This is a genomic window from Nocardiopsis sp. NPDC006139 (assembly GCF_040614155.1).
Taxonomy (GTDB): domain Bacteria; phylum Actinomycetota; class Actinomycetes; order Streptosporangiales; family Streptosporangiaceae; genus Nocardiopsis; species Nocardiopsis changdeensis.
The window spans coordinates 1-25,999 of record NZ_JBEXTT010000006.1; the positions used below are offsets into that span (position 1 = coordinate 1).

A 25,999-nucleotide genomic window follows, 5' to 3' on the forward strand; every position below is an offset into this window, starting at 1 on the left:
ACCTCGGTGGCGCCGCGCAGGCGGGTGCCGGGCTCGACGAGGGTGTCGCGGCCGATGCGCACGTCGACGTCGACCCAGGTCGTGGCGGGCGCGGACCGTCCGGTCCGCGGGCCCCTCGCGTGCGGACCCCTGGCGCCGGGGGCGGTGATGATGTCTGATCGGGGCATGAGAAGGATGCGCTTCGGCGTCAACATCATCGACGCGGACACCGCCCGGACCTGGACCGACACCTGCCGCACCGTCGAGGAGCGCGGCTACGACCTGCTGCTGGCCCCCGACCACCTGGACACCGGCGGGCCGTTCACCCTGCTGGGCGCCGCCGCCGCGGCCACCGAACGGCTGCGCCTGGGGACCTACGTGCTCAACAACGAGTTCTGGAACACCGCCCTGCTGGCCCGGGAGGCCGTCACCCTGGACCGGCTCTCCGGCGGCCGCTTCGAGCTCGGCCTGGGCGCCGGCCACATGAAGTGGGAGTTCGAGGACGCCGGGATCCCCTGGCGCGCGCACGCGGAGCGGCTGGCGGACCTGGCCGCCGCCGTGGACGGGCTCGACGCCGGGCTGGGGGAGGACCGCCCGCCGCTGCTCATCGGCGGACACGGCACGGCCACCCTGGCCCTGGCCGCCGAACGCGCCGACATCGTCGGCGTCGCCGGCCTCACCCAGCGCAAGGGGGCCCGCATGGGCGTCTTCCGGGTCGGGGGCGCCGAGGAGACCGACGAGCGGGTCGCGCTGGTGCGCGAGCGCGCCGCGGGGCGCGACATCGAGCTCAGCGTCCTCCTCCAGCACGTCGAGGTCACCGACGACGTCGAGAAGAGCGCCGCCGCACTGGTGAAGCTGGTGGGGCCGGGCGTCGTCCCCGACCACGAACCGCTCTGGGAGAACCCCTACCTGCTCATGGGCACCCCGCAGGAGATGGCCGACGCCCTGGTGCGGCGCCGGGACCGCTACGGCTTCACGCACGTGGTGGCGCTGGGCGGGCGGGGCGACGACGCCCTCGCCGAGGTCATCCCGCTGGTCCGCGCCCGCGAGGCCGCCGAGGGCCGCTGAAACGGACGGGGCCCGCGGACCGGACGGTCCGCGGGCCCCGGGGTCTCAGGGGTTCAGACGAACAGGGCGGCCAGGCCGGCGGTGACCAGGCCCAGGGCCAGGCACAGCACCAGGCCGACGGCGAACACCGGCAGCGAGGGCCGCAGCACCGTCCCGGCGCCGCCCTGGCGCCTGGCGACCAGCGGCGACAGGCCGATGTTGACCGCGGCGGCGATCGCCGCCACACAGGCGGCCACCGCGAACGCCCGCCAGAAGCCCGCCCCCGACGCCAGCACGTTGATCGCGGCCAGCGTCGGCACCGCCACCAGCAGCGCCAGGGCGGCGGCCGCGAAGCCCCGTTGGACCCCGGGCGAGATCCCGCCCGCGCGGCCCGAGGCCACCAGGAGCAGACCGACCAGGGCCGCCATCATGATGGCGCCCACGATTCCGAACACAGCGATGTCCACCAGCGAATTCACGCTGGTCATTCTCCCACCGGTCCGCCGGACCCCGTCCCCGGGATGCTCCTACCGGCGTCAGCCGGCGTGCCGGATGTGGGACCCGGCGGCGGTCTTGACCACCTGGAGCCGCCCGGTGATGCGGTGGCGCAGGTCGGCGACGTGGCTGACCACGCCGACGGCGCGGCCGCCGTCGCGCAGCCGGTCCAGCACGTCCATGACCTCCTCCAGGGTGTCCTCGTCCAGGGTGCCGAACCCCTCGTCCACGAACAGGGTGTCGATGTCGGCCCCGCCGGCCTCCGCGCTCGCCACGTCGCCCAGCCCCAGGGCCAGCGCCAGCGAGCTGAAGAACGTCTCGCCGCCCGACAGGGTGGCCGGGTCGCGTTCGGCGCCGGTCCAGGCGTCCACCACCCGGATGCCCAGCCCACCGGCCTTCTGGGCCCGGCCGTCGCTGACCGTCTTGTCCACGGTGTAGCGCAGCTCGTAGCGCCCGTCGGACATGGTGTACAGCCGGTCGTTGGCGGCCGCCACCACCTGCTCCAGCCGGGCCGCCAGCACGTACGCGGACAGGCGCACCCCGTCGGTGTTGTCCTTGGCCGTCCCGGCGGTCAGCGCCCGCATCCCCTCGGCGATCCGGTACCGGCGCAGTACCGGGCCGCAGTCGTCCAGCCGCGAACGCAGCTCCGCGCGCAGGGCCGCCAGCCGGTCCGCGCGCTGGCGCCACAGCCCGCGCAGGGTCACCGCCCGCTCGGCGGCCAGGGCGGCCTCGTCGGCGGCGGCCTTGAGCGCGGACAGGTCCGGGGGCGGCAGGTCGGCGACGGCGGCCAGCTCGGGGTCCTCCAGAGTCGCCCGGACCGCCGCCAGGGCGTCGTCGTGCAGGCGGGCCTGGGACCGCAGCTCCCGGCGCTCGCGCTCGTCCAGGGCGGCCGAGCGGGCCGCGGCCCCGTCGGCGAACCCGGCCCCGGCCAGCGCCTCGGCCAGGGCCGCCTCGGCCGTGTCCAGCTCGCCCGCGGCCCGCCCGTGCTCCTCCACGGCCGCGGCGGCCTCCGCCAGCAGCTCGGCCTCGGCGTGCAGGTCCTGCACCCGGGCGTCGAGGTCGACGTCCTCCCCGCCCAGCGCCTCGTGCAGGGCGGCCGCCAGTCGGTCGCACTCCTCGACCGCGCCGTCGCGGTGGGCGGCGGTCTCCGACCGCTGCCGGGCCTGCTCGGCCTCGTGGGCCCGGGTCCGCTCCAGGCGGTCGGCGAGCCCCTCCAGCTCCTCCTCCGTGCGCCGCGCCTCGTCGACGGCGGCGCGGGCCTCGTCGCGCTGCCGGGTCAGCTCGGCCACCTCGGCGGCGGCCGTGCCGGGGTCGCGCCCCTCGGCGCGCTCCAGCGCGGCGGCGGCCCGCTCGCGCAGCGCGGCCACCCTCTCCTGGGCGGCGGACCGGCGCTGGGCGGCCTCGTCCGCCGCGGCCTGGGCGGCGCGCTCCTCCCCGGCGGTGACCAGGGAGCCGGTGGCGGCCAGGGCCGGGGCCGGGTGCTCGGCGGAACCGCACACGGCGCACGGCTCCCCCTCCGCCAGCCCCAGGGCCAGTTCGGCGGCCATGTGGGTGATCCGCCGTTCGCGCAGGGACAGCACGTGCTCGCGGGCGGCCTGGGCGGCGTCCACGGCCTCGCGGTGCGCGGCCTCGGCCCGCTCCAGCTCGGCGGACAGCCGGCCGTGCTCGGCGGCGGCGTCGCGGCGCTGCACGGCGGCGGCCAGCGCCGCCTCGGCCGCCTCCACCCGCCCCGCCCGGCCCTGCGCCTCGCCCAGGCGCCCGCCCAGGTCCGCGATGGCGGCGGGCAGGTCGGCCAGGTGCGTGCGCACCCGCTCCAGGGTCTCGTCGATCCTGGCCAGGTGCCGGTCGAACCGGGCGATCGCCTCGCGCCGCTCCCGCAGCCGCCGCGCGTCCGCGCGCAGGCGCTCGGCCCGGGCCAGGGAGTCCCGGCACCCGCGTTCGGCGGCGCGCAGCTCCGGCGCGCCCGCCGCGGACGCGATCGCCGCGGGCAGCAGGGACCGGGCCTGGTCCCGGACCAGCGCGGCCTTGGCCAGGGCGGTGCGCCGGGCGTCGCGTTCGTCGAGCAGCGGGAGCACGGCGGCGGCCCGCTCGGCGGCGGCCAGCCCGGCGTCGACCCGGGCGCGCCACTCCGCCTGCTCCAGCAGCTCGTCCAGCCCGGCCCGGGCACGGGCCAGCCGGGTGCGCCGCCGGTCCAGGGCCTGCGCCTCGGCCAGGGCGCGGGCGGCCTCCTCCCGGGCCTCGGCCACGGAGTCCACCACCGGGGCGACCTCGTCGGCCACGGCCGCGGTCAGCGCCGACAGCTCGCTCGCCCAGGCCCACAGCTCCTCGGTGTCCTCCGGGGCGGTGGAGCGGCCGGTCTCGGCGATGCGCCCTGCGCTCTCGCGGACTTTCAGGTCGGCGGCCTCCACCTCCCGGCGCAGCCGGGTCGCGTGCTCGGCGAACCAGTCCTCCAGCTCCCGGAACACGCCGGTGTTGAAGATCCGCTCCAGCGAGGCGCGCCGGTCCTTGGCGGAGGCGCGCAGGAAGCGGGAGAACTCCCCCTGGGGGAGCAGGACGATCTGGCAGAACTGGTCCAGGGTGAGCCCCACCAGGTCGCCGATGAACTGCCCGGCCTCGTCCGGGCGGGTGGTCACGCCCTCCCAGCGCTCGCCGACGAGCTCCTCGACGACGACCTTCTGGTTCTCCACCAGGGTGCCCGAGCCCCGCTTCTTGGGCCGCTCCCAGCGCGGGAACCGGGTGACGCGGACGCGGCGGCCGCGCACCGTGCACTCCAGGCGCACCTCGGGGCGGCGGTCCAGGGGCGCGTGGTGGCTCTTGTAGGAGTCGTCCTTGCCGCGGGCCCCGGGCAGGGAGCCGTACAGGGCGAAGCAGACGGCGTCCAGCACCGAGGTCTTGCCCGCCCCGGTGGGCCCGTGGATCAGGAACAGCCCGTTGGCGCCGAGCCGGTCGAAGTCCACGGTCTCGGTGCCCGCGAACGGCCCGAAGGCCCGGACGGTCAGGGTGTGCAGGCGCATCAGCGCAGTCCTTCCCGGAGTCGGACCTCTTCGACGGCGGCCTCGACCAGGGCCGTCTCCTCGGGGGTGGCGGGGACGCCGCGCGCCCACTCCACGAAGTCGCCGATCACCGCGCGCTCGGCCCGTCCCGCCACCGGCGCGGCCACCGGCCGGGTGGCGGGGGCGCCGCCCTCGGGGGCGAACTCCAGCACCAGCGTGTGCGGGAACCGCTCGCGCAGCCGGTCCATCGGCTGGGCGGGGCGGCGGGGGTCGGTGAGGGTGATCTGGAGCCAGTGGCCGGTGTACCGCTCCCATCGGGGGTCGCCGAGCAGGTCGTCGATGCGGCCGCGGATCCGCGCCAGCGGCCGGGGCACGGGGGCGTCGACGAACTCGACCCCGCCCAGGCCGTCGGCGTCCAGGTCCACCAGCCAGTACCCCTTGCGGTGGTGCTCCTCGGAGAAGGAGTAGGCCAGCGGGGTTCCGGAGTAGCGGACCGCGGGGGTGAGGGTCTGGCGCCCGTGCAGGTGGCCCAGGGCGGTGTAGTCGACGCCGGCGTACACGGAGGCGGGCACGTGCGAGGCGCCGCCCACGGAGATGTCGCGTTCGCTGTCGGAGGGCTCGCCGCCCGCGACGAAGGCGTGCGAGAGCACCACGGAGCGGGTGCCGGGCCGCCGGGCCAGGTCGGCGCGGACCAGGTCCATGGCGTGCCCCAGGACCGCCGGGTGCCCGCGCTCGTCCAGCCCCCAGTGGTGGCGGGCGATCTCCGGCTCCAGGTAGGGGATGCCGTAGAACGCGACGGGTCCGTGCCGGTCCTCGATGAGCACCGGTTCGCCGATGCCGTCCAGCGTGCCGCGCAGGTGGATCCCGGAGGCGTCGATGAGCCCGGAGGCGAACGACAGCCGGGCCGTGGAGTCGTGGTTGCCCGCGATGAGGACGGCCCGCGCGCCGGTGTCCCGGATGCGCCCCAGCGCCCGGTCGAAGAGGCGCACGGCGTCCACCGGCGGCAGGGCCCGGTCGTAGAGGTCGCCCGCCACGAGCACGACGTCGACCGCCCGCTCCCGGACGGTGTCGACGAGGTGGTCGAGGAAGGCGGCCTGGGCGTCGAGGAGGTTCTCCCGGTGGAAGGAGCGGCCCAGGTGCCAGTCGGAGGTGTGCAGCAACCGCATGGAACCGGACACTATCGAAGGGGCGACGGTTCCGGGTGGGGAAACCGTCGCCCGGGGAGGCGATACCGCGCACAGCCGTACGGGCCGTACGGACGGCGCCGCGCCGCCCGGTGCCCGCTGTTGAACGCTCTCCTGTGCCGCCGGGGGTCCGTGAGGTCCCCGCCCTCGAGGGGCGCAGGGCACGAACCGGAGCGGAGGTTCAGGAGAGCACAGCTCAGTTCTTGCGGGCCAGGGTCAGGCCGTCGCCGATGGGGAGCAGGACCTGGGTGACCCGGTCGTCGGCGACCAGGCGGGCGTTGAAGTCGCGGATGCCCTGGACGCGCGCCGTCGTGTCGGTGCCGTCGACCACACGGCCGTGGGAGAGCGTGTTGTCGGCCAGCAGGATCCCGCCGGCGCGCATGCGCGGGACGAGCTCCTCCCAGTAGTCGACGTAGCCCTCCTTGTCCGCGTCGATGAAGGCCAGGTCGAACCGGGGCTCGGCGGGCAGGGCGCGCAGGGACTCCAGCGCCGGGCCCAGCCGGAGGGTGATCCTGTCGGCGACCCCGGCCCGCTCCCAGTAGCGGCGGGCGACGGAGGTCCACTCGTCGCTGACGTCCAGGGCCAGCAGCGTGCCGTCCTCGGGCAGGCCACGGGCCAGGCAGATCGACGAGTAGCCGGTGAAGGTGCCGATCTCCACGGCGTCGCGGGCACCGGAGATCCGGGTGAGCAGGGTGGTGAACGTGCCCTGCTCGGGCCCGATCTGCATCCCCTTGCTCTCGGGGAACAGGCGGGCGGTCTCCTCGACCAGGTCGGCCAGCACGCCGTCGACCGGAGTGCCCTGTGCGACGAGGTATTCGTACAGTTCCGGGGTGAGGCTCTCTGTGGTTCGTGTCACGGCGCCCACCCTAGCCCGGGCCCGGGTCCGGACGGCGAAAGGCCCCGCCGACACGGGCGGGGCCGGGGAACGGGGGAGCCGGGCGGGGTCAGCGCCCTTCGGGGAGCAGGGCCGGCCAGTCGAAGAGGTAGATGGAGCCGACGATCACGCCGACCGTGAGCAGGGGGGTGACCACCTTCTGCTCTACCGGGCCGTCGGTCTTGAAGCCCAGGTTCTGGCCGATGCGCTTCTTCCAGAACGGCCAGAAGATCGGCACGCCCATCTTGGTGATCATGTCGCCGAGGAAGTGCAGGACCACACCGAAGGCGACCGCCAGCCCCAGCCAGGTGTAGTTGGTCCCGGCGGAGAACAGGGCCAGGGTGATCGCCGCCGTCGCCAGCGCGTTGATGACCCCCGACGCGGTCCGGTTCTTGTCCAGTCCGAAACCCAGGCCCTGGAGCGCGATGCCGATCAGCAGGAACACGAAGATCTGCACCGCCAGCTCCGACCACAGGGCCAGGAGCTGCACGATCACGCCCATGAGGACCGCGAAGAAGAAGGAGTGGGTGCCCATCCGGTGGCCGCCGAAGAGGAACGACAGCATGTCGCTCAGCACCTCGGTGACCTTGCCGTAGGTCTTGGTGACCGTCGCGCTCTTGTGGTCCACGTCCGGGAGCAGGGCCGCTCCCGCGCACACCAGGGAGCCGGCGATGATCTCGCTCGGGCCGAGGTTGAAGTCCAGACCCAGGAATTGCGTCCCCTGGACGAGCGGTACGACCGCCATCCAGCCGACCACGCCGCTCAGTGCGTGAGAGTGCCCCATCATGGCGGGAACCGTAGCGGAGTACGAACAACAGTGCCAAGGCGGGGTCATTACGGTCTGCCCATTTGGCACTTAACGCCCGGGAAACCCCTCTGTGACCGCGCTCGGCCGCGAATGTATTGCGATGTCACGGCGCACCTTGTAGGTCATTGACGCTTCTCTCGGTCCGTTGGTAGACAACCAACTACCCCCTGGTGGCCCAGGCCACCACCCCACGATCCTGACAGGGGCCCAGATGCACTCCCATCACCCTCCGACCGTGTCGCCGCTCTGTAGGGCGGCGGCCACGGGAACCGCTCTGCTGCTGGTCGTCGGGACCGCGGCCGCCCCCGCCTCCGCCGCCCCCGCCGACGGGAGCACGCTCACGGTGGCGATCGCCCAGCAGGTGGACTCCTTCAACCCGTTCACCGCGCAGCTCGCCGTCACCACCAACATCCTGTCCCACGTCTACGATTCGCTGGTCACCAACGACCAGGAGACGAGCAACCCCGCCCCGGCCCTGGCGGAGAGCTGGGAGACCAGCGAGGACGGCCTGACCTGGACCTTCCACCTGCGCGACGACGTCACCTTCTCCGACGGCGAACCGCTCACCTCCGACGACGTGGTGTGGACGCTCACCACGATCATGGAGAACGAGTCCGCGGCCATCGCCAACGGCAACTACGTCGCCGGGTTCGAGGAGGTCACCGCGCCCGACGAGCACACCGTGGTCGTGGAGCTCTCCGAGCCCCAGGCCACCATGGAGTCGCTGACGGTGCCCATCGTGCCCCGCCACGTGTGGGAGCCCATCGTCGAGAGCGAGGGCGACGCCTTCGCCGAGTACCCGGCCGACGGCGACGCCCTGCCCAGCGTGGGCAGCGGCCCCTTCATCCTCACCTCGCACGAGCGCGGCCAGAGCATCACGCTGGAGGCCAATCCCGACCACTGGAACGGCGCCCCCGGCTTCGACAACCTCGTCTTCCGGTACTACCCCGAGAAGGACGCCGCCGTCGAGGCCCTGCGCAGCGGTGAGGTCTCCTTCGTCTACGAGCTGACCGCCGCCCAGGCCGACGCCCTGGAGGAGACCTCCGACATCGCCGTCAACTTCGCCGACGGCAAGCGGTTCCAGGCGTTCACCATCAACCCCGGCGCCGTCACCCAGGACGGCGAGGAGTTCGGCGACGGCCACCCGGCGCTCGCGGACCGCACCCTGCGCCAGGCCATCGTGATGGCGATCGACAACCAGGAGATCGTGGACAAGGCCCACGGCGGCCGCGCCACGGCGGCCGGGGGCTACATCCCGGCCCGCTACACCGACTTCCACTGGTCGCCGGAGGGCGAGGAGGCGATCCTGGCCTTCGACCCGGACGCCGCCAACGCCATGCTCGACGAGGCGGGCTACGAGATGGGCGACGACGGCGTGCGCGTCTCGCCCGACGGCGACCGCCTCGAACTGCGCATGCACGTGCACCAGGACCGCCCCGACAACGTCAGCGCGGGCAGGGTCATCGTGGAGCGCCTGGCCGACATCGGCATCGAGGTCGAGAACCTCACCGTCGACCCCGGTGTGCTCAGCGACGCCCTGTACGCCGCCGAGTACGACCTCATCTTCACCGGGTGGACGGTCAACCCCGACCCCGACTACGTGTTCAGCATCCACACCTGCGACGCGCTGCCCACCGAACCGGGCACCATGCAGGGCGACGCGTACTTCTGCGACGAGGAGTACGACGAGCTGTACGCGGACCAGCTGCAGGAGTACGACCGGGCCGCGCGCGCCGAGATCATCCACGACCTCCAGCGCATCCTCTACGAGGAGGCCGTCGTCAACGTCCTGACCTACCCGGACATCCGGGAGGCCTACCGGACCGACCAGATCCAGGAGGGGACCCTGCTGCCCCAGCCCGCCGAGGGCGGCAACATCTGGGGCCAGGACGGCTACTGGGCGTTCTGGGCGGCCCAGCCGGCGGAGGGCGGCGCCGAGCAGGCGGGCGCGGGCGGCGTTTCCACCGGGGTGTGGATCGGCGTCGGCGCCGTCGCCCTGGTGCTCGTGGCCGGCGGCGCGTTCCTCCTGTTCCGCCGCCGGGCCACCGCGGAGGACCGCGAGTGACCGGCGCCCCTCTCACCGCCGGGGCGGAGGAGGTCCCCTCCGCCGCCCCGGCCGGGCCCGCGCGGCCCGTCGGCCGCGGCCGCGCCGGGCGCGTGCTCCGCTACGTCGGCGGCCGGCTGCTCACCGCCGTGCTCTCCCTGGCCGGGGTGGTCGTCGCAGGGTTCTTCCTGTTCCGCATCCTGCCCGGCGACCCGGTCCGCGCCATGACCGAGGGCCGCGAGGTCTCCGCCGAACAGCGCGCCGAGCTGCGCCGCCAGTTCGGCCTGGACCAGCCGCTGTGGCAGCAGTTCCTCGACTACGCCCTGGGCCTGTTCCGGCTGGACCTGGGCACCTCGTTCCAGTACCGCAGGCCGGTCGCCGAGCTCATCCTGGACGCGCTGGGGCCCACGGTCCTGCTCGCCGGGACCGGAACCGTCATCGCCGCCCTGCTGGGCCTGCTCCTGGGCGTGCGCTCGGGCTGGCGGCCCGGGAGCGCGGGCGACCGGGTCAACACCACGGTGGCCCTGTTCTTCTGGTCGGTGCCCACGTTCTGGCTGGGCCTGCTGCTCATCGTCCTGTTCGCGTCCGGCCGCGACCCGCTGCCCGGGCTGTTCCCGACCGGCGGCATGACCGCGCCCGGTGTCACCGGGTTCTGGAACGTCGCCCTGGACACGGCCTGGCACATGGTCCTGCCGGTCGCCACCATGGTCGCGGTCATCTACGCGCAGTACCTGATGATCATGCGCTCGTCCCTCATGGACGAGAAGGACGCCGACTACCTCACCACCGCGCGGGCCAAGGGCCTGACCGACGCGCTGGTGCGCCGCAGGCACGCCGTGCCCAACGCCCTGCTGCCCACCGTCACCCTCATCTTCCTCAACCTGGGCCAGGTGGTCTCCGGGGTCATCCTCGTCGAGACCGTGTTCTCCTGGCCGGGGCTGGGGCGCCTCTTCTACTCCGGCCTGAGCGTGCCCGACCTGGGCCTGGTCCAGGGCCTGTTCGTGGTGTTCGCGGCCTCGGTGATCGTCATGAACCTCGTCGCCGACCTGGTCTACCCGCTGCTCGACCCCAGGGTGCGCCCATGAACACAGCCGCGGCCCCGCCGTCCGCCGCGCCCCCGTCCCCGCGGGCCCTGGCCCGCCGCAGGCGCCGCGAGGCGCTGCGCTCGTTCGCCCGCGAGTACTCCCGCCGCCGCGCGGGGATGGTCGGCCTGGCCGGCCTGCTCCTCCTGGTCGTCCTCGCCCTGTGCGCGCCGCTGCTGGTGGACCCGGCCGACCTCACCGTCACCCGGGCGCCCGGCACCGCCTTCGAGCCGCCCAGCGCCCGCTTCCCGCTGGGCACCGACGACTACGGCCGGTCCATCCTCGACCTGATCATCTGGGGGTCCCGGGTCTCGCTGACGGTCGGATTCCTGGCCACCGCGGTCTCGGTGGCCCTGGGGACCCTGGTCGGCATGACCGCCGGGCACTTCGGGGCGTCCGGCGGCACCGCGGGACGGCTCCTGTCGTCGGTCCTGATGCGCCTCACCGACTGGTTCCTGGTGCTGCCCACCCTGGTGCTGGCCGTGGCGCTGGCCGCCGTCCTGCCCCGCGGCACCGGCACGATCATCCTCGCCATCGGCCTGACGGTCTGGCCCGCCACCGCGCGCCTGGTGCGCGCCCAGACCCTGGCGGTGGAGGCCCGGCCCTACGTGGAGCGGGCCCGCGCCCTGGGCGGCGGCCACCTGCACGTCATGGCCTGGCACGTGCTGCCCAACGTGATGCCGGTGGTGCTGGCCCAGACCACCCTGCTGGTGGCGACCTCCATCATCGCCGAGTCCACCCTGGCCTTCCTGGGCGTGGGCGACCCCACCACCATCTCCTGGGGCGGGATCCTGGAGAGCGCCCGCAACGCGGGCGCGATCAGCTCCGGGATCTGGTGGTACATGGTGCCTCCGGGACTGGCGATCGCCCTGGTCGCCCTGGCGTTCACCCTGTGCGGCCGCGCCCTGGAGGCCGTCCTCGACCCCCGACTCCGGGAGCAGCGATGACCTCCCTTCTCGACGTGCGGGACCTGCACGTGACCTACGGCTCCGGCGGCGGCGAGGTCCCCGCCGTGCGCGGCGTGGACATCTCCCTGGAGCCGGGCGGCACGCTGGGCCTGGCCGGGGAGTCCGGCAGCGGCAAGTCCACCGTGGCCATGGCCCTGCTGCGGCTGCTGCCCGGCACGGCCCGCGTCACCGGGGCCGTGGAGCTGGCCGGCGAGGACGTGCTCACCATGCGGTGGGGGCGGCTGCGCGCGGTCCGCTGGTCGGAGGCCGCCATCGTGTTCCAGGGCGCCATGCATTCGCTCAACCCGGTGCGGCGCGTCGGCGAGCAGATCGCCGAGCCCCTGCTGATCCACGGGACGGTGCCGAGGGAGAAGGTCGCCGACCGGGTGGCCGAGCTCCTGGGCCAGGTGGGGCTGCCCGCCTCCCGGGCCGCGGACCACCCCCACCAGCTGTCCGGCGGCCAGCGCCAGCGGGTCATGATCGCGATGGCCCTGGCCTGCGAGCCGCGGCTGATCGTGGCCGACGAGGCCACCACCGCCCTGGACGTGATGATCCAGGCGCAGATCCTGGCCCTGCTCAAGCGCCTGGTCGCCGACCACGGCATCGGGATGCTGATGATCAGCCACGACCTGTCGGTGCTCGCCGACACCTGCGACCGGGTCGCGGTGATGTACGCGGGGCGGATCGTGGAGCAGGGGCCGGCGCGCGAGGTGATGGGCGCCCCCGCCCACCCCTACGCCGCGGCGCTGGGGGCGGCCTTCCCCAGGATCGGGGACCCGGCCTCCCGGCGGGCCCCGCGCGGCCTGCCGGGCGACCCGCCCGATCCCGCCGACCCGCCCGCGGGGTGCGTGTTCCGGCCGCGGTGCCCGGTGTCGGAGGAGGTGTGCGCGACGGTCGACCCGCCGCTGTGGCCGGTCGCGCCCGACGCCCGTGGGGAGTCCGAGAGGCAGGCCGCCTGCGTGCACGTGGGACCGGTCGGGGAGGGGGTCCGTTGAGCACCACGGAGACCGACGCGTCGGCGTCCGCGTCCGAGGGCGGGGAGGGGGCCGGTACGCCGGTCCTGAGCGCCCGCGGCGTGCGGGTCGTCTTCACGTCCGGGTTCGGTGGCGGCCGTGCCGCCGCCCGGGCCGTGGACGGCGTCGACCTGGACGTGGCGGCAGGGGAGATCGTCGCCCTGGTGGGGGAGTCCGGCTGCGGCAAGACCACCCTGGGCCGGGTGCTGCTGGGACTGGAGCGCCCCACGGCGGGCACGGTGTCCTTCGAGGGGAGCCCGCTGCGGTACTCCTCCCGCGACCTGCGCGCCTACCGGCACCGGGTGCAGCTGGTCCAGCAGGACCCGACGGGTTCGCTCAACCCCCGGCGCACGGTCTACGAGTCGGTCGCCGAGGGCCTGCGCATCCACGGGGGGACCACGGCCGACGAGGCCGAGCGGGTGACCCGCGCGCTGTCCCGGGCGGGCCTGCGGCCGCCGGAGAGGTTCCTGTCCCGGTACCCGTACGAGCTGTCGGGCGGCCAGCGGCAGCGCGTGGTGATCGCCGGGGCGCTGGTGCTGGAGCCGGAGGTGCTGGTGGCCGACGAGCCGGTGGCGTCCCTGGACGCGTCGGTGCGCGGCGAGATCCTGCGCCTGCTGCTGGACCTGCGCGACGAGCTGGGGCTGTCCGCCCTCATCGCCACCCACGACCTGGGGCTGGCGTGGAACATCGCCGACCGGGTCGCCGTGATGTACCTGGGCCGGGTGGTGGAGCTGGGGACGGTGGAGGAGGTCCTCTCCGGGCCCCGGCACCCGTACACCCGGGCGCTGCTGTCGGTGCTGCCCGAGGCCGGCGGCGAGCCGGTGGTGCTGGCGGGGGAGCCGCCGGACCCCAAGAAGGTGCCGGGGGGCTGCCGGTTCCACCCGCGCTGCCCGGTGCTGGCCTCGGGGGAGGCGGAGCGGGCGGGGGTCGCCGACCGGTGCCGCACCGAGGACCCGGGGGTCCTGCCCGGTGACGGGGGTACGCACGCCACGGCCTGCCACTGGGCGCGCGCCCTGGAGGGGTCGCCTCCCGGCGCGCGGTGACGGGAGGCGGCGGCCTCCCGGGCCGCCCGCACACGGCGGGGCGCCACGGCACGCGCTGTGGCGCCCCGCCGTATGCGGAGCGGGGGCACGGCCGAATCGGACCGGGGCCGTTCGTGCGCGGAAGGTACCGGTCCGCATCCGCACGGTGAGAGCCGGCCGCCTTCCGGAGCGATCGGATTCTCTAAAATGTGATGTGAGTCACTTCGGTGGCGAGGGGGAGGGGCCCGGTCGCCCGGGAAGGGCGAAGTCACCGGGGATGTCGCGAACCGGAGACAGGTCGCACATGCGGCACCTGTCCGCATCCGCTCACGTTTCCGGACGGTCGGCACGTTCGCCGCGCGGGAGACCGGGGGAAGACAGGGGAGGCGCCGCCCCGCACGGGGCGGCGACGTCCTGAGGGAGAGCACCCCATGGCGCACATGACCACGGACGACGTTCACGAGTACATCAACGGGGTCTGCTTCAAGACAGGCCCTCCCGGCAAGGTCGGAGCCGAGACCGAGTGGCTCGTCACCGACACCGCGTCACCCGGCGCCACCGTCGCCATCGAACGCCTCGCGGCGCTGCTGGAGGGCTCCGGCCCCCCGCCCGCGGGAAGCCGCGTCACCTTCGAACCCGGCGGACAGATCGAGCTCAGCTCGCCCGCCCTGCCCGGCCCGGCCCGAGCGCACGAAGCGCTCGCCGAGGACCTGGAGCACCTCGGAAAGACCCTCGCCCAGGACGGCCTGGGCCTGGTCGAGTCCGCACTGGATCCCGTGCGCACCCCCCACCGGCAGCTCCGGCTGCCCCGGTACGAGGCCATGGACCGGTTCTTCGCCGGGCGCCGCACCTACGGCGGACACACCATGATGTGCGCGACCGCCTCGCTCCAGGTGTGCCTGGACTCCGGGGCCGACCCCGCCGACCTGGTCGAACGCTGGGGTTTCGCGCACCGGCTCGGCCCCGTCCTGGTCGCCGCCTTCGCCAACTCCGCGCTCTGGCGCGGCCGCCCCACCGGCTGGAAGTCCACCCGCTGGGCCATCTGGGCGGGCATGGACGCCGACCGCACCGCCCCCGTCCTGGAACCCGGGAGCCCCGCCGACCCGGCCGACGCCTGGACCGCCTACGCCCTGCGGGCCTCCGTCATGGCTGTCCCCGAGACCCCCGGGGGCGGCGGCGCCTGGCTGGCCGACCCCGGCATCACCCTCGCCGAGTGGATCGCCGGGCACGGCCCGCGCCCCGCCACCCCGGCCGACCTCGAACTGCACCTGAGCACCCTCTTCCCGCCCGTGCGCCCCCGCGGCTGGTGGGAGCTGCGCATGATCGACGCCCTCCCGCTGCGCTGGTGGCCGGTCCCCGTCGCGGTCGCCGCCGCCCTCTTCGACGACCCGGGCGCCCGCGCCGCCGCGGAGGAGGCCGTGGAACGGCTCTGCGGCGGGCCCGCCCCCGACAGGAGGCTGTGGCTGCGCGCGGCCCGAGACGGCATGGCCGACCCCGCCCTGGCCGCCTGCGCCCGCCGCTGCCTCGACGCCGCCGTCGACGCCCTGCCCCGCATGGGCGCCACGCGCCTGGCCCGCCTCGTCGACGACTACGCCGACCGCCACACCCGGCGCGGGCTCAGCCCCGCCGACACGCGGCCGAGCGTGCCCGAGCCGCGCCCCGCCCACGCGGGGCCGGCGGAACGCCACTCCCGACACGGTGGAGGAGTTCGGTGAACAACGGACAGGACATCTCCAAGGAGCGCATCGCCGCCGAGCTCGACCGCGGCAGGCGGCGCAGCCTCGGCCTCACCCTGGACGCCCTCGACGACGAGGAGCTGCTCACCCAGCACTCGCCGCTGATGTCGCCGCTGGTCTGGGACCTGGCGCACATCGGCAACTACGAGGAGCAGTGGCTGCTGCGGGCCGCCGCCGGGCGCGAGGCCCTGCGCCCCGACATCGACCACCTCTACGACGCCTTCGAGAACCCCCGCGCCGAGCGCGTCGACCTGCCCCTGCTGCGCCCGCAGGAGGCCCGCGACTACAACGAGCGGGTCCGCCGGGAGGTCCTGGACGCCCTGGACGGCGTCGACCTCACCGTGCCCGCCCCGCGCGGGCCCGACGACCCGCCCGGCCTGCTGGACGCCGGGTTCGTCTACCACATGGTCATCCAGCACGAGCACCAGCACGACGAGACCATGCTCGCCACCCACCAGCTGCGCCGGGGCGCCCCCGTGCTGCTGGAGGAGGCGCCCGCCGTCGCGCCCCTGCGCCCGCCCGCGGAGGCCGAGGCACTGGTCCCCGCCGGGCCCTTCACGATGGGCACCGACGACGACCCCTGGGCCTACGACAACGAGAAGCCCGCCTTCACCGTCGACCTGCCCGCCTACTTCATCGACACCGCGCCCGTCACCAACGCCGCCTACCGGGAGTTCATGGAGGACGGCGGCTACCAGACCCGCCGCTGGTGGAGCCGGGAGGGCTGGGAGTGGAAGGAGAAGCGCGGGGCCGCGGCCCCCGCCTTCTGGGAGCGCGAGGGCGAGGAGTGGGCCAGGCGCCGCTTCGGCCGCCGCGAGCTGGTGCCGCCCGACGAGCCGGTCCAGCACGTCAACTACCACGAGGCCCGGGCCTACGCGGAGTGGGCGGGCAAACGGCTGCCCACCGAGGCCGAGTGGGAGAAGGCCGCCCGCTTCGACCCGGCGACCGGGGAGTCCCGCCGCCACCCCTGGGGCGACGGGGAGCCCACCGCCCGCCACGCCAACCTGGGCCAGCGCAGGCTCGGTCCCGCGACCGTGGGCCGCCACCCCGACGGGGCGTCCCCGCTGGGCGTGCACCAGCTCATCGGCGACGTGTGGGAGTGGACCTCCACCACCTTCCACGGCTACCCGGGGTTCCGCGCCTTCCCGTACCGCGAGTACTCGGAGGTGTTCTTCGACTCCGGGTACAAGGTGCTGCGCGGCGGCTCGTGGGCCACCCACCCCACGGCGGTCCGCTCCACGTTCCGCAACTGGGACCTGCCGATCCGGCGGCAGATCTTCAGCGGGTTCCGCTGCGCCCGCGACGCGGAGCCCGCCTGATGTGCCGCCACCTGGCCTACCTGGGGCCGCCGCGTACGCTGTACGACCTGCTGTACGCGGCGCCCCACTCGCTCCACGTCCAGTCCTGGGCGCCCAGGCTCCAGAAGTACGGCACGGTCAACGCCGACGGGTTCGGCGTGGGCTGGTACCCCGACGACACCCCCGAACCGCTGCGCTACCGGCGCGCCCTGCCGATGTGGGGCGACACCTCCTTCGCCGAGGCGGCCCGCGGCCTGGCCTCCGGCTGCGTGCTGGCGGCGGTGCGCGACGCCACCGTCGGGTTCGGCACCGACGAGGCGAGCGCCCAGCCCTTCCGCGCCGGGCGGCTGCTGTTCAGCCACAACGGCGCGGTCAAGGACGACGACGCCCTGGTGGCGGCGCTGCCGCCCCCGGCCGGGGTGCTCGACGCCCGCGCCCCGGTGGACTCCGCGCCCCTGTTCGGGCACGCGGTGCGCCTGTGGCGGGCCTCCGGCGACCTGCCCGGAGCGCTGGCCGCCGTGGTCCGCCACGCCCGCGAGCACTCCGAGGGGCGCTACAACCTGCTGGCGACCGACGGCGAGACCCTCGTGGGCACCGCCGCCGGGGACACCCTGTTCACCCTGCGGGAACCGGGGGGAGGCGTCGTCCTGGCCTCGGAACCCTACGACGACGCCCCGGGCTGGCGGGAGGTGCCCGAAGGCTCCGTGGCCGTGGCCGCGGCGGAGCGGACCGAGATCCACCCCATCGTCTGACCGAGGAGTCGCCGTGTTCCGCATCGACCGCAACCTGACCGCCGACGACCTGGACAAGGCCCTGCGCAGGGACGTCGCCGAAGGGCTCTCGTCCGACCCCAAGCAGCTGCCGCCCAAATGGTTCTACGACGAACGCGGCAGCGCCCTGTTCGAGGACATCACCGAACTCCCCGAGTACTACCCCACCCGGGCCGAGCGGGCCATCCTGGAGGAGCGCTCCGACGAGATCGCCGGCGCCGCCGGCGCCGAGGCGCTCATCGAGCTCGGCTCGGGGTCGGGCGTCAAGACCCGGCTGCTGCTGGACGCCATGGGCCGCCACGGCGCACTGGCCCGGTTCGTCCCCGTCGACGTCAGCGGCGACTTCCTGGCCGCCTCCGCGCGCCGGGTCGCCGACGACTACCCGGACCTGGACGTGCACGCCGTGGTCGGCGACTTCGAGCACCACCTGGGCCTGCTGCCGGTGCGCGAGGACGGCGGGCGGCAGACCATCGCCGTGCTGGGCTCGACCATCGGCAACCAGGAGCCCGGGCCCCGGGCCGGGTTCCTCCGCGACATCCGGGCGGTGCTGCGCCCGGGGGACACCTTCCTGCTCGGCGCCGACCTGGTCAAGGACGCCGACCGCCTGGTCGCGGCCTACGACGACGCGCAGGGGGTGACCGCCGAGTTCGACCGCAACGTCCTCAACGTGATCAACCGCGAGCTGGGGGCCGACTTCGACCCGTCGGAGTTCGAGCACGTCGCCCGCTGGAACGAGAAGGAGGAGTGGATCGAGATGCGGCTGCGCTCGCGGGTGGACCAGCACGTGCGCGTCGCCGCCCTGGACCTGGACGTCGACTTCGCGGCGGGCGAGGAGATGCGCACCGAGATCTCCGCCAAGTTCCGCCGGGAGGGCCTGGAGGAGGAGCTGGAGGAGGCCGGGTTCGAGCCGACGCACTGGTGGACCGACCCGGCCGGGGACTTCGCGCTGAGCCTGTCCACCGCCCGCGCGTAGCCGCCCGCCGTCCTCGGGGCCCGGCCCCGCCCCTCAGAGGGAGGTGAACGCCCCCACCAGCGTGCCCACCAGGTAGGTGACCAGCATCGCGAAGGACCCGCCCACCACGCACCGCAGCGCCGCCCGCAGTGGCAGGGCCCCGCCCAGGCGGGCGCTCACCGCGCCCAGCGCGCCGGTGGCCGCCAGGACCGCCGCCACCGTCACCGGCAGCCGCCAGGCATCGGAGCTGAGCAGCATCGCGGTCAGCGGCACCAGGGCGCCCAGCACGAAGGAGAACAGGCTGGCGAACGCCGCCTGCCACGGGTCCACCCGGTAGCGGTCGAGCCCCAGCTCCACCTCGGCGTGGGCGCGCAGCGCGTCGTGCTCGGTCAGCTCCCGGGCCACCCGGTGCGAAAGCTCCTCGCTCAGCCCCCGGTCGCGGTACATCCCGGCGAGCTCCTCCAGCTCGCCGGCCGGGTCGGCGGCCAGCTCGCGCCGCTCCCGGGCCAGCGCGGCCCGCTCGGTGTCGCGCTGGGTGCTCACCGACACGTACTCGCCCGCCGCCATCGACAGCGCCCCGGCCAGGGTGCCCGCGATCCCCGCCACCAGCAGGGCGCCGCGGTGCGGGGTGGCGCCCGCCACGCCCACCACCAGGCCGGCGGTGGAGACGATGCCGTCGTTGGCGCCCAGCACCGTCGCGCGCAGCCCGTTCAGCAGGGAGCCCAGGCGGTGCCGGGCGTCCGGCGGGCCGTCCGCGCGGTCCTCGTCCGTCATGGGCCGATCGTCGCACGCGACCGGTCCCGCCCCAGGTCGCACCACGCGGGGCCGCGGCGATCCGATACGCTCGTGCCGTGTTCAAGGTAGGAGTTTTCGGCGCCGAAGGGCGCATGGGGTCAGAGGTCGTCAACGCGGTCCGGGCGGCCGACGACATGGAGTTCGTCGGCGGCGCCGACGCCGGCCAGGACCGGGAGCGGGTGCTGGGGGCCGACTACGTCGTCGACTTCACCCACCCCGACGTCGTCATGGACAACCTGGAGTGGCTGATCGGCCGCGGCGTCCACGCCGTCGTCGGCACCAGCGGCTTCGACGAGGAGAAGCTGAACCGGGTGCGCGGGATGCTGGCGGCCCGGCCCGGCGCCAAGGTGCTCATCGCGCCCAACTTCGGCATCGCCGCGGTGCTGATGATGCACTTCGCGGCCAAGGCCGCCCCCTACTTCGAGTCGACCGAGATCATCGAGCTGCACCACCCCAACAAGGCGGACGCCCCCAGCGGGACCGCGTACCACACCGCCGAGCTGGTCGCCGGGGCCCGCCGGGCGGCCGGGGTGGGCCCGATGCCCGACGCCACCACCGCCGAGATCCCCGGCGCCCGCGGCGCCGACGTGGACGGGGTGCGGGTGCACGCGCTGCGCATCCAGGGCCTGATCGCCCACCAGGAGGTCGTGTTCGGCACCGACGGGGAGACCCTGAAGATCCGCCACGACTCCATGAACCGGGCCTCGTTCATGCCCGGCGTGCTGCTGGGCGTGCGCAGGGTCGCCGACCTGCCCGACCCGCTGACCGTGGGCCTGGAGCCGCTGCTCGACCTGAACTGAGCCGCCGACCTCCCGCCCCGGGCCGCGCCGCGGCCCGGGGCGGCCGCGCGTCCGGGGTCAGGGGGCCTCCACGACGGGCGCCTCGATGCCGTCCACCGGCGCCTCGACCTCCTCGACCGGCGCCGTGACGTCCTCCACCGGCGCGGTGGCCACCGGGCTCCGGTTCACCTCGGGCACATAGGCCCGCGGCTCCCTGGCGGACTCTCCCCAGTCGAGCAGTACCAGGACGGCCAGGGTGAGAACGAGCGTCACAACGATGACGGGGCCGATCAGCAGCACCATGCAGCAGTTGAGGCGGACCGTGGAGTAGGTCCTCTCCCCGTCGGTTCCCTCAGGCAACGGGGACCCCGGTGAACGTCGGCATGCCGGGGACGCGCACGTCCATCTCGTGCACGTCCTTCGGCGGAGCGGCGAAGGTCGCGCTGAGGGTCAGGGAGTCCTCGGGCCACAGTTCCAGCGACGGTTCGAGCCGGGAGCACACGCACCGCCCCTCGGAATCGGTGGCGACCCGGTGCACCCGGCCGTTCTCCGCGTCGACGAGCTCGAACGCCGCCATGTCGGTGACCTCCTGCTCCGAGGTCTCCGGGGACGCGAGGTCGCGGGCGAGGAGGCCGCCTCCGATGACATGGATCGTCAGGGTCAGTTCGACGAGGTCCTCGCCGACCCGCTCCAGCGTGTGGACGTCCACCTCCACGTCCGCCTGCCGGATCCGTCCGGCGGCACGTGTGTGGACCTGCCCACCGGTGGTCGCGGGCGTGGAGGAGGACTCCAGGGGCGCACCGCCACGGTCGAGGGAGGTGTCGCCGGAGCCGGGGCCCTCGGCGGGGTTGTCGGCGGCCGAGCACGCGGCCAGGGTCAGCGTCAGCGCCGCGGCGGCCAGGGCCGCGGCGGTCCTGCGGGGGATCGCCATGCCCCCGAACCTAGGCAGGGAAGGGTCTCCGCCCGGTCACGGGCCGCCTACAAGTCGCCGGTGGCCGCACCCGGCCACCGGCGCGGGCCGGTCAGCCCAGCAGCAGCGCCACCGAGAGCAGCGCGCCGAAAGCCATCTGGAGCCGCCCGGTCTCGCCCAGGCCCGCCACCAGGTCGCGGCCGACCTGCCCGCCCAGCACGCGGCGCAGCGGCGGCACCGCCAGCGGGGCCGCCAGCAGCACCAGCGGCACCCACCAGGACACCGCCACCAGCGGCAGGGCCACCGCGAACGCCGCCACGACCATCCCCGCGTACAGCCGCCGCGTCCCGGCATCGCCCAGCCGCACCGCCAGGGTGATCTTGCCGGTCTCCCGGTCGGTGGGGATGTCCCGCAGGTTGTTGATCACCAGCACCGCGCAGGACAGCAGCCCCACCGGCACCGACGCCGTCCACGCCTCCCAGGGCGCGGCCTCCAGCTGCACGAACACGGTGCCCACCACGGCCACCACGCCGAAGAACACGAACACCGACACCTCGCCCAGGCCCCGGTACCCGTACGGGGTGCGCCCGCCGGTGTAGTACCAGGCGGCGGCGATCGCCACCGCGCCCACCAGCAGCAGCCACCACGACGTGGTGGCCACCAGCACCAGGCCCACCAGCCCGGCGAACGCGAAACTGCCCAGCGCCGCGGCCAGCACCTGCTTCGGCGCGGCCAGGCCGGTCGCCGTCAGCCGGGTCGGCCCCGTCCGCTCCGCGGTGTCGGTGCCCTTGACGCCGTCGCTGTAGTCGTTGGCGAAGTTCACCCCCACCTGGAGGGCCATCGACACCACCAGCGCCAGCAGTGCCTTCCACCACACGAACCCGCCTAGGGCGAACGCCAGCGCGGTACCGACCGCCACCGGGACGACCGAGTTCGGAAGCGTCCGGGGACGCATCCCCGAGATCCATTCGCTGACCGTGGCCACTGCCGGGTCCCTCCACCGCTCGACGGCCGGCGCGCGCGGCGCCGCTACGACCTCCCCACGGTAGTGCCTGCTCCCGGGCCCCGGGGCCGCGCCCTATCCGATGCCCGCGTGCAGGCGCACCATCGGCAGCTCCGAGCCCAGGTCGATCACCCGGCGGGCGCCGTCGGGCGCCCAGCCGGAGGACTCGAAGAACGCCCGCAGCGCGTTGTCGGCCTCGGGCACCCACACGTACGCGATGACGAACCCGTCCTCCACCAGGTGGTCCACGGTCGCGTTGAGCAGGCGGCCGCCGTGCCCCCGCCGGGTCAGGGCCGGGTCCACGTGCAGGGCGAAGATCTCCGCGGCGGTGGCGGGCCACAGGTCGGGGTCTCCCGCCGGGCCGAACGCGGCGAAGCCCACCACCGTGCGCACCCCGTCGTTCTCGTCGGTGGCGACCACCAGCCGGTGCCTGGAGGTGGGCGGCGACTCCAGGGCGGCCGACCACTGCGCGTGGAAGCCCCTGCGCGCCTCCTCGCCGCCGATCTCGGCGATCACCTCCCCGGGCAGCAGCCCTCCGTACACCTCCCGCCAGGAGGCCACCTGGACGTCCACGACGGTGTCGACGTCGGAGGGACGGGCGGGACGGACGAACTGGGCACCGGACACGATCAGGCCTCCTGGGGGAGTCATCGACACGAGTGCACCCACGCCGGAGTTTCGGGACCTTGCCACGGCGTGGGAACATCTACGTTGTGAGCTTCATTATCAGAGTCATCGTGAACGCGCTCGCCCTGTGGCTGGCGGCCTACCTGGTCAGCGGTATCGAGGTCACGACCTCGGACACGACGGAGACCATCCTCGTCTTCCTGGGACTCGGCCTGATCTTCGGCGTCGTCAACGCCGTCATCAAACCGATCGTCAAGACGGTCGGCTGCCTGTTCTACGCGCTGACCCTCGGGCTCATCGGCCTCGTCGTGAACGCGCTGCTGTTCCTGCTCACCGAGTGGATCGCGGGGCTCTTCGGCCTGCCCATCGACATCGACGGCTTCTGGCCCGCCTTCTGGGGCGCGATCGTCGTCGGCATCGTCAGCTGGCTGGCCAGCCTCTTCCTGCCGGACGGCAAGGACGACTGACCGCCGCGGCCCTTCCGCTCCGACCCGCCCGCCCCGAATCCGCGGGTTCCCGCCCGTGTCCCGGTCCGACGGCCGGGACGCGGTGCGGGTAGGTTCACATGCGGGCCCCTCCCTCGACCCACGAGGACGGGGCCGACCCCGGTCCCGGCACCGGCGTCCGAACGGACGCGGTCCGGACAGGACCGGCACAGGCTTCTCCGCGACCGCCCCCGTCGGACCCCGCAGCGGTCCGACCCGGCCCCGGTCGCGGAAGCGGACACACGGTTCCGCACCATCCGTACGCCACACCACCGGTCCCGCCCCGCGCGGCGGGGCCGCACACACCGAGAGGAGGAGGGGCGACACAGGATCCCGCCGCCACGCGGCGGCGGTCCGCGCGCCTTTCACACACCATGGTGAACACCAAGTACCGCCCGTTCGGCAAGATGCTGACCGCGATGGTCACACCCATGCTCGACGACGGCGAGCTCGACTACGACGGTGCCGCCCGGCTCGCCACCTACCTGGTGGACGAGCAGCACAACGACGGCCTCGTCATCAGCGGGACCACGGGCGAGTCGCCCACGACCAGCGACGAGGAGAAGGACCGGCTGCTGCGCGCCGTCATCGAGGCGGTCGGCGACCGGGCCCAGATCATCGCGGGCGTCGGCACCAACGACACCCGGCACAGCGTCAAGCTGGCCAAGGCCGCCGAGAAGGCGGGCGCCCACGGCCTCCTGGCGGTGACCCCGTACTACAACAAGCCGCCGCAGGAGGGGCTGATCCGGCACTTCACCGAGATCGCCGACACCACCGGCCTGCCGGTCATGCTGTACGACATCCCGCACCGCACGGGGACGCCCATCGCCTCCGAGACCCTGGTCCGGCTCGCCGAGCACCCCCGGATCGTGGCCAACAAGGACGCCAAGGACAACGTCGGCGCCAGCTCCTGGGTCATGGAGCGCACCGACCTGGCCTACTACTGCGGCACCGACATCCTGAACCTGCCCCTGCTGTCGGTGGGCGCCGCCGGCTTCGTGAGCGTCGTCGGCCACATCGTCGGCGGCGACCTCAAGGACATGATCGACGCCTACGAGGCGGGCGAGGTCGGCCAGGCGCTGGCCATCCACCGCCGGCTCACCCCGGTCTACACCGGGATGTTCCGCACCCAGGGCGTGATCACGACCAAGGCGGTCCTCAACCTGTTCGGCCTGCCCGCCGGCCCGGTGCGCACGCCGCTCGCCGACGCCTCCGCCGAGCTCCAGGCCCTGCTGCGCGAGGACCTGGCCGCCGCCGGTGTGAAGGGCCCCATCGGCCTGGCCCCGCACCAGGCCGTCCCGGCCAGCGCCGTCCGCGTCGAGCGCCTCACGGAGGGTTCCGTATGAGCCACCCGCACCCCGAGCTGAGCTCGCCCCCGCCCCAGGGCGACGGTGTCCTGCGCGTCGTCGCGCTGGGCGGCCTGGGCGAGATCGGCCGCAACATGACGGTCTTCGAGTTCGGCGGCCGGATCCTCATCGTCGACTGCGGCGTGCTGTTCCCCGAGGAGGAGCAGCCCGGCGTCGACCTGATCCTGCCGGACTTCGACTACATCCGGGACCGCCTGGACGACATCGAGGCGGTCGTCCTCACCCACGGCCACGAGGACCACATCGGCGGCGTCCCGTTCCTGCTGCGCGAGCGCCCCGACATCCCGATCGTCGGCTCCCGGCTCACGCTCGCGCTCATCTCCGCCAAGCTCGGCGAGCACCGCATCAAGCCGGCCGTGGTCCAGGTGGAGGAGGGCGAGCGGCGCGACTTCGGCCCGTTCGACCTGGAGTTCTTCGCGGTCAACCACTCCATCCCCGACGCGCTGGCCGTCGGCATCCGCACCCCCGGCGGGTCGGTGCTGCACACCGGCGACTTCAAGATGGACCAGCTGCCGCTGGACGGCCGCCTCACCGACCTGGCCGGGTTCGCCCGGTTCGGCGACGAGGGCGTGGACCTGCTGCTGTCGGACTCCACCAACGCCGAGCAGCCCGGGTTCATCATCAACGAGCGCAACCTGACCGAGGCCATCGACAAGGTGTTCCGGCAGGCCGACAAGCGCATCGTGGTGGCCTGCTTCGCCTCCCACGTGCACCGGGTCCAGCAGGTCATCGACTCCGCCACCAAGCACGGCCGCAAGGTCGCGTTCGTGGGCCGGTCGATGGTCCGCAACATGAACATCGCCCGCGACCTGGGCTACCTGAGCATCCCCGGCGACACCATCATCGACGTGCGCCAGCTCGACGACCTGCCGCCGGACAAGGCCGTGCTGATCTGCACCGGCTCCCAGGGCGAGCCGATGTCGGCGCTGAGCCGGATGGCCAACCGGGACCACCAGATCCGCATCGAGGAGGGCGACACCGTCCTGCTGGCGTCCTCGCTCATCCCGGGCAACGAGAACTCGGTCAACCGGGTCATCAACGGCCTGACCCGCTGGGGCGCCAAGGTCGTGCACAAGGGCAACGCCCTGGTGCACGTGTCCGGGCACGCCCCCGCCGGCGAGCTGCTGTACGTGCTCAACATGGTGCGCCCGCGCAACTTCATGCCGGTGCACGGCGAGTGGCGGCACATGCGCGCCCACGCCGACCTGGCCAAGATGACCGGGGTCCCCGCGGACCGGATCGTCATCGCCGAGGACGGCGTGGTCGTCGACCTGTACAAGAACCGCGCCAAGATCGTCGGCGCCGTGCAGGCCGGGTACGTGTACGTGGACGGCTCCTCCGTGGGCGACGTCACCGACGCCGCGCTGAAGGACCGCCGCATCCTCGGCGAGGAGGGCTTCATCTCCGTCGTCGTGGCCGTGGACTCCGGCACGGGCAAGATCCTCGGCGAGCCGGAGATCCACACCCGGGGCGCGGGCATCGGCGCCGACGCCTACGACGACGTCATCGACAAGATCCAGCACGCCCTGGACAAGGCGGCCGAGGACGGGGTCAACGACCCCCACCAGCTGCGCCAGCTCATCCGGCGCAGCACGGGCCGGTGGGTCAACGACACCTACCGCCGCCGCCCGATGATCATCCCGGTCCTGGTCGAGGTCTGACCCGGAGCGGTACCCGCACGAAGCGCCGAACGGTCCCGGACCGTTCGGCGCTTCGTGCGACACGCCGTGTCCGAGACGGGATCCGGGGGTGGACGACTCGATAGGCTGCCCGCCGTGGCGGGGAATGC

At 74.1% G+C, this 25,999-nt stretch carries 24 protein-coding genes; 14 read left to right on the forward strand and 10 right to left on the reverse strand.

What is annotated here, in order from left to right; genetic code table 11:
• The first annotated feature begins 165 nt into the window (after positions 1 to 165).
• The gene (locus tag ABZ249_RS09355) at positions 166 to 1,047 is read left to right on the forward strand and encodes a TIGR03621 family F420-dependent LLM class oxidoreductase (RefSeq protein ID WP_355259623.1); all 882 of its coding nucleotides are present in this window, start codon (positions 166 to 168) and stop codon (positions 1,045 to 1,047) included.
• A gap of 53 nt (positions 1,048 to 1,100) precedes the next feature.
• Here ABZ249_RS09355 and ABZ249_RS09360 read toward each other — a convergent pair whose 3' ends face one another.
• The 5 genes from ABZ249_RS09360 to ABZ249_RS09380 form a co-directional block, all read right to left on the reverse strand.
• The gene (locus ABZ249_RS09360) at positions 1,101 to 1,514 is read right to left on the reverse strand and encodes a hypothetical protein (RefSeq protein WP_355259626.1); all 414 of its coding nucleotides are present in this window, start codon (positions 1,512 to 1,514) and stop codon (positions 1,101 to 1,103) included.
• Between the two features lie 48 nt (positions 1,515 to 1,562).
• Entirely contained in the window at positions 1,563 to 4,535 is a 2,973-nt protein-coding gene (locus tag ABZ249_RS09365) for an SMC family ATPase (RefSeq protein ID WP_355259628.1), read from the reverse strand.
• Entirely contained in the window at positions 4,535 to 5,680 is a 1,146-nt protein-coding gene (locus ABZ249_RS09370; RefSeq protein ID WP_355259631.1) for an exonuclease SbcCD subunit D, read from the reverse strand. The genes ABZ249_RS09365 and ABZ249_RS09370 overlap by 1 nt, the downstream gene beginning before the upstream one ends.
• 214 nt (positions 5,681 to 5,894) lie before the next feature.
• Positions 5,895 to 6,554, reverse strand: coding sequence for a class I SAM-dependent methyltransferase (locus tag ABZ249_RS09375; protein ID WP_355259634.1), 660 nt, complete (start codon positions 6,552 to 6,554; stop codon positions 5,895 to 5,897).
• Positions 6,555 to 6,642: 88 nt separating this feature from the next.
• Positions 6,643 to 7,359, reverse strand: a complete 717-nt coding sequence (locus tag ABZ249_RS09380; protein ID WP_355259637.1) for a metal-dependent hydrolase — start codon at positions 7,357 to 7,359, stop codon at positions 6,643 to 6,645.
• 232 nt (positions 7,360 to 7,591) lie between these two features.
• On the opposite strand from ABZ249_RS09380, the gene ABZ249_RS09385 reads away from it, so the two are divergent.
• The 9 genes from ABZ249_RS09385 to egtD all read left to right on the forward strand — a co-directional run bounded on the left by ABZ249_RS09385 (position 7,592) and on the right by egtD (position 18,265).
• The gene (locus tag ABZ249_RS09385) at positions 7,592 to 9,445 is read left to right on the forward strand and encodes an ABC transporter substrate-binding protein (protein WP_355259640.1); all 1,854 of its coding nucleotides are present in this window, start codon (positions 7,592 to 7,594) and stop codon (positions 9,443 to 9,445) included.
• Positions 9,442 to 10,509, forward strand: coding sequence for an ABC transporter permease (locus ABZ249_RS09390; protein WP_355259642.1), 1,068 nt, complete (start codon positions 9,442 to 9,444; stop codon positions 10,507 to 10,509). Before ABZ249_RS09385 ends, ABZ249_RS09390 begins: the two co-directional genes overlap by 4 nt.
• The gene (locus ABZ249_RS09395) at positions 10,506 to 11,453 is read left to right on the forward strand and encodes an ABC transporter permease (protein WP_355259644.1); all 948 of its coding nucleotides are present in this window, start codon (positions 10,506 to 10,508) and stop codon (positions 11,451 to 11,453) included. Before ABZ249_RS09390 ends, ABZ249_RS09395 begins: the two co-directional genes overlap by 4 nt.
• On the forward strand, positions 11,450 to 12,448 hold the full coding sequence (locus tag ABZ249_RS09400; RefSeq protein ID WP_355259647.1) for an ABC transporter ATP-binding protein: 999 nt from the start codon (positions 11,450 to 11,452) through the stop codon (positions 12,446 to 12,448). Before ABZ249_RS09395 ends, ABZ249_RS09400 begins: the two co-directional genes overlap by 4 nt.
• Positions 12,445 to 13,509, forward strand: coding sequence for an ABC transporter ATP-binding protein (locus ABZ249_RS09405; protein WP_355259650.1), 1,065 nt, complete (start codon positions 12,445 to 12,447; stop codon positions 13,507 to 13,509). Before ABZ249_RS09400 ends, ABZ249_RS09405 begins: the two co-directional genes overlap by 4 nt.
• A 410-nt stretch (positions 13,510 to 13,919) precedes the next feature.
• Positions 13,920 to 15,203 (forward strand): ergothioneine biosynthesis glutamate--cysteine ligase EgtA, encoded by a 1,284-nt coding sequence (gene egtA / locus ABZ249_RS09410; RefSeq protein ID WP_355259653.1) that lies wholly within the window; start codon positions 13,920 to 13,922, stop codon positions 15,201 to 15,203.
• Positions 15,200 to 16,543, forward strand: a complete 1,344-nt coding sequence (gene egtB / locus ABZ249_RS09415) for an ergothioneine biosynthesis protein EgtB (protein WP_355259655.1) — start codon at positions 15,200 to 15,202, stop codon at positions 16,541 to 16,543. Before egtA ends, egtB begins: the two co-directional genes overlap by 4 nt.
• Positions 16,543 to 17,274 (forward strand): ergothioneine biosynthesis protein EgtC, encoded by a 732-nt coding sequence (gene egtC, locus ABZ249_RS09420; RefSeq protein WP_355259658.1) that lies wholly within the window; start codon positions 16,543 to 16,545, stop codon positions 17,272 to 17,274. Before egtB ends, egtC begins: the two co-directional genes overlap by 1 nt.
• A 13-nt stretch (positions 17,275 to 17,287) precedes the next feature.
• Positions 17,288 to 18,265, forward strand: a complete 978-nt coding sequence (egtD, locus tag ABZ249_RS09425; protein WP_355259661.1) for an L-histidine N(alpha)-methyltransferase — start codon at positions 17,288 to 17,290, stop codon at positions 18,263 to 18,265.
• Between the two features lie 33 nt (positions 18,266 to 18,298).
• Here the strand turns inward: egtD and ABZ249_RS09430 are convergent, their stop codons facing one another.
• Positions 18,299 to 19,018: a VIT family protein gene (locus ABZ249_RS09430; protein ID WP_355259664.1), complete on the reverse strand. Its 720-nt coding sequence runs from the start codon at positions 19,016 to 19,018 to the stop codon at positions 18,299 to 18,301.
• 77 nt (positions 19,019 to 19,095) lie between these two features.
• Here ABZ249_RS09430 and dapB point away from each other — a divergent pair, with 77 nt between their 5' ends.
• Entirely contained in the window at positions 19,096 to 19,839 is a 744-nt protein-coding gene (dapB, locus tag ABZ249_RS09435) for a 4-hydroxy-tetrahydrodipicolinate reductase (protein WP_355259667.1), read from the forward strand.
• Positions 19,840 to 19,896: 57 nt separating this feature from the next.
• Here the strand turns inward: dapB and ABZ249_RS09440 are convergent, their stop codons facing one another.
• From ABZ249_RS09440 to ABZ249_RS09455, 4 genes are all read right to left on the reverse strand, one after another.
• Positions 19,897 to 20,178: a hypothetical protein gene (locus tag ABZ249_RS09440; protein WP_355259669.1), complete on the reverse strand. Its 282-nt coding sequence runs from the start codon at positions 20,176 to 20,178 to the stop codon at positions 19,897 to 19,899.
• Positions 20,171 to 20,749: a hypothetical protein gene (locus tag ABZ249_RS09445; RefSeq protein WP_355259672.1), complete on the reverse strand. Its 579-nt coding sequence runs from the start codon at positions 20,747 to 20,749 to the stop codon at positions 20,171 to 20,173. The genes ABZ249_RS09440 and ABZ249_RS09445 overlap by 8 nt, the downstream gene beginning before the upstream one ends.
• A gap of 91 nt (positions 20,750 to 20,840) precedes the next feature.
• The gene (locus ABZ249_RS09450) at positions 20,841 to 21,713 is read right to left on the reverse strand and encodes a 1,4-dihydroxy-2-naphthoate polyprenyltransferase (RefSeq protein ID WP_355259675.1); all 873 of its coding nucleotides are present in this window, start codon (positions 21,711 to 21,713) and stop codon (positions 20,841 to 20,843) included.
• Between the two features lie 93 nt (positions 21,714 to 21,806).
• A complete protein-coding gene (locus ABZ249_RS09455) occupies positions 21,807 to 22,358 on the reverse strand; it encodes a GNAT family N-acetyltransferase (RefSeq protein ID WP_355260242.1) in 552 nt (183 codons plus the stop codon).
• 86 nt (positions 22,359 to 22,444) lie between these two features.
• On the opposite strand from ABZ249_RS09455, the gene ABZ249_RS09460 reads away from it, so the two are divergent.
• The 3 genes from ABZ249_RS09460 to ABZ249_RS09470 all read left to right on the forward strand — a co-directional run bounded on the left by ABZ249_RS09460 (position 22,445) and on the right by ABZ249_RS09470 (position 25,871).
• On the forward strand, positions 22,445 to 22,825 hold the full coding sequence (locus ABZ249_RS09460; RefSeq protein WP_220562693.1) for a phage holin family protein: 381 nt from the start codon (positions 22,445 to 22,447) through the stop codon (positions 22,823 to 22,825).
• A gap of 392 nt (positions 22,826 to 23,217) precedes the next feature.
• The gene (gene dapA / locus ABZ249_RS09465) at positions 23,218 to 24,189 is read left to right on the forward strand and encodes a 4-hydroxy-tetrahydrodipicolinate synthase (protein WP_220562692.1); all 972 of its coding nucleotides are present in this window, start codon (positions 23,218 to 23,220) and stop codon (positions 24,187 to 24,189) included.
• Positions 24,186 to 25,871, forward strand: coding sequence for a ribonuclease J (locus ABZ249_RS09470; protein ID WP_355259680.1), 1,686 nt, complete (start codon positions 24,186 to 24,188; stop codon positions 25,869 to 25,871). The genes dapA and ABZ249_RS09470 overlap by 4 nt, the downstream gene beginning before the upstream one ends.
• The last annotated feature ends 128 nt before the right edge of the window (positions 25,872 to 25,999 follow it).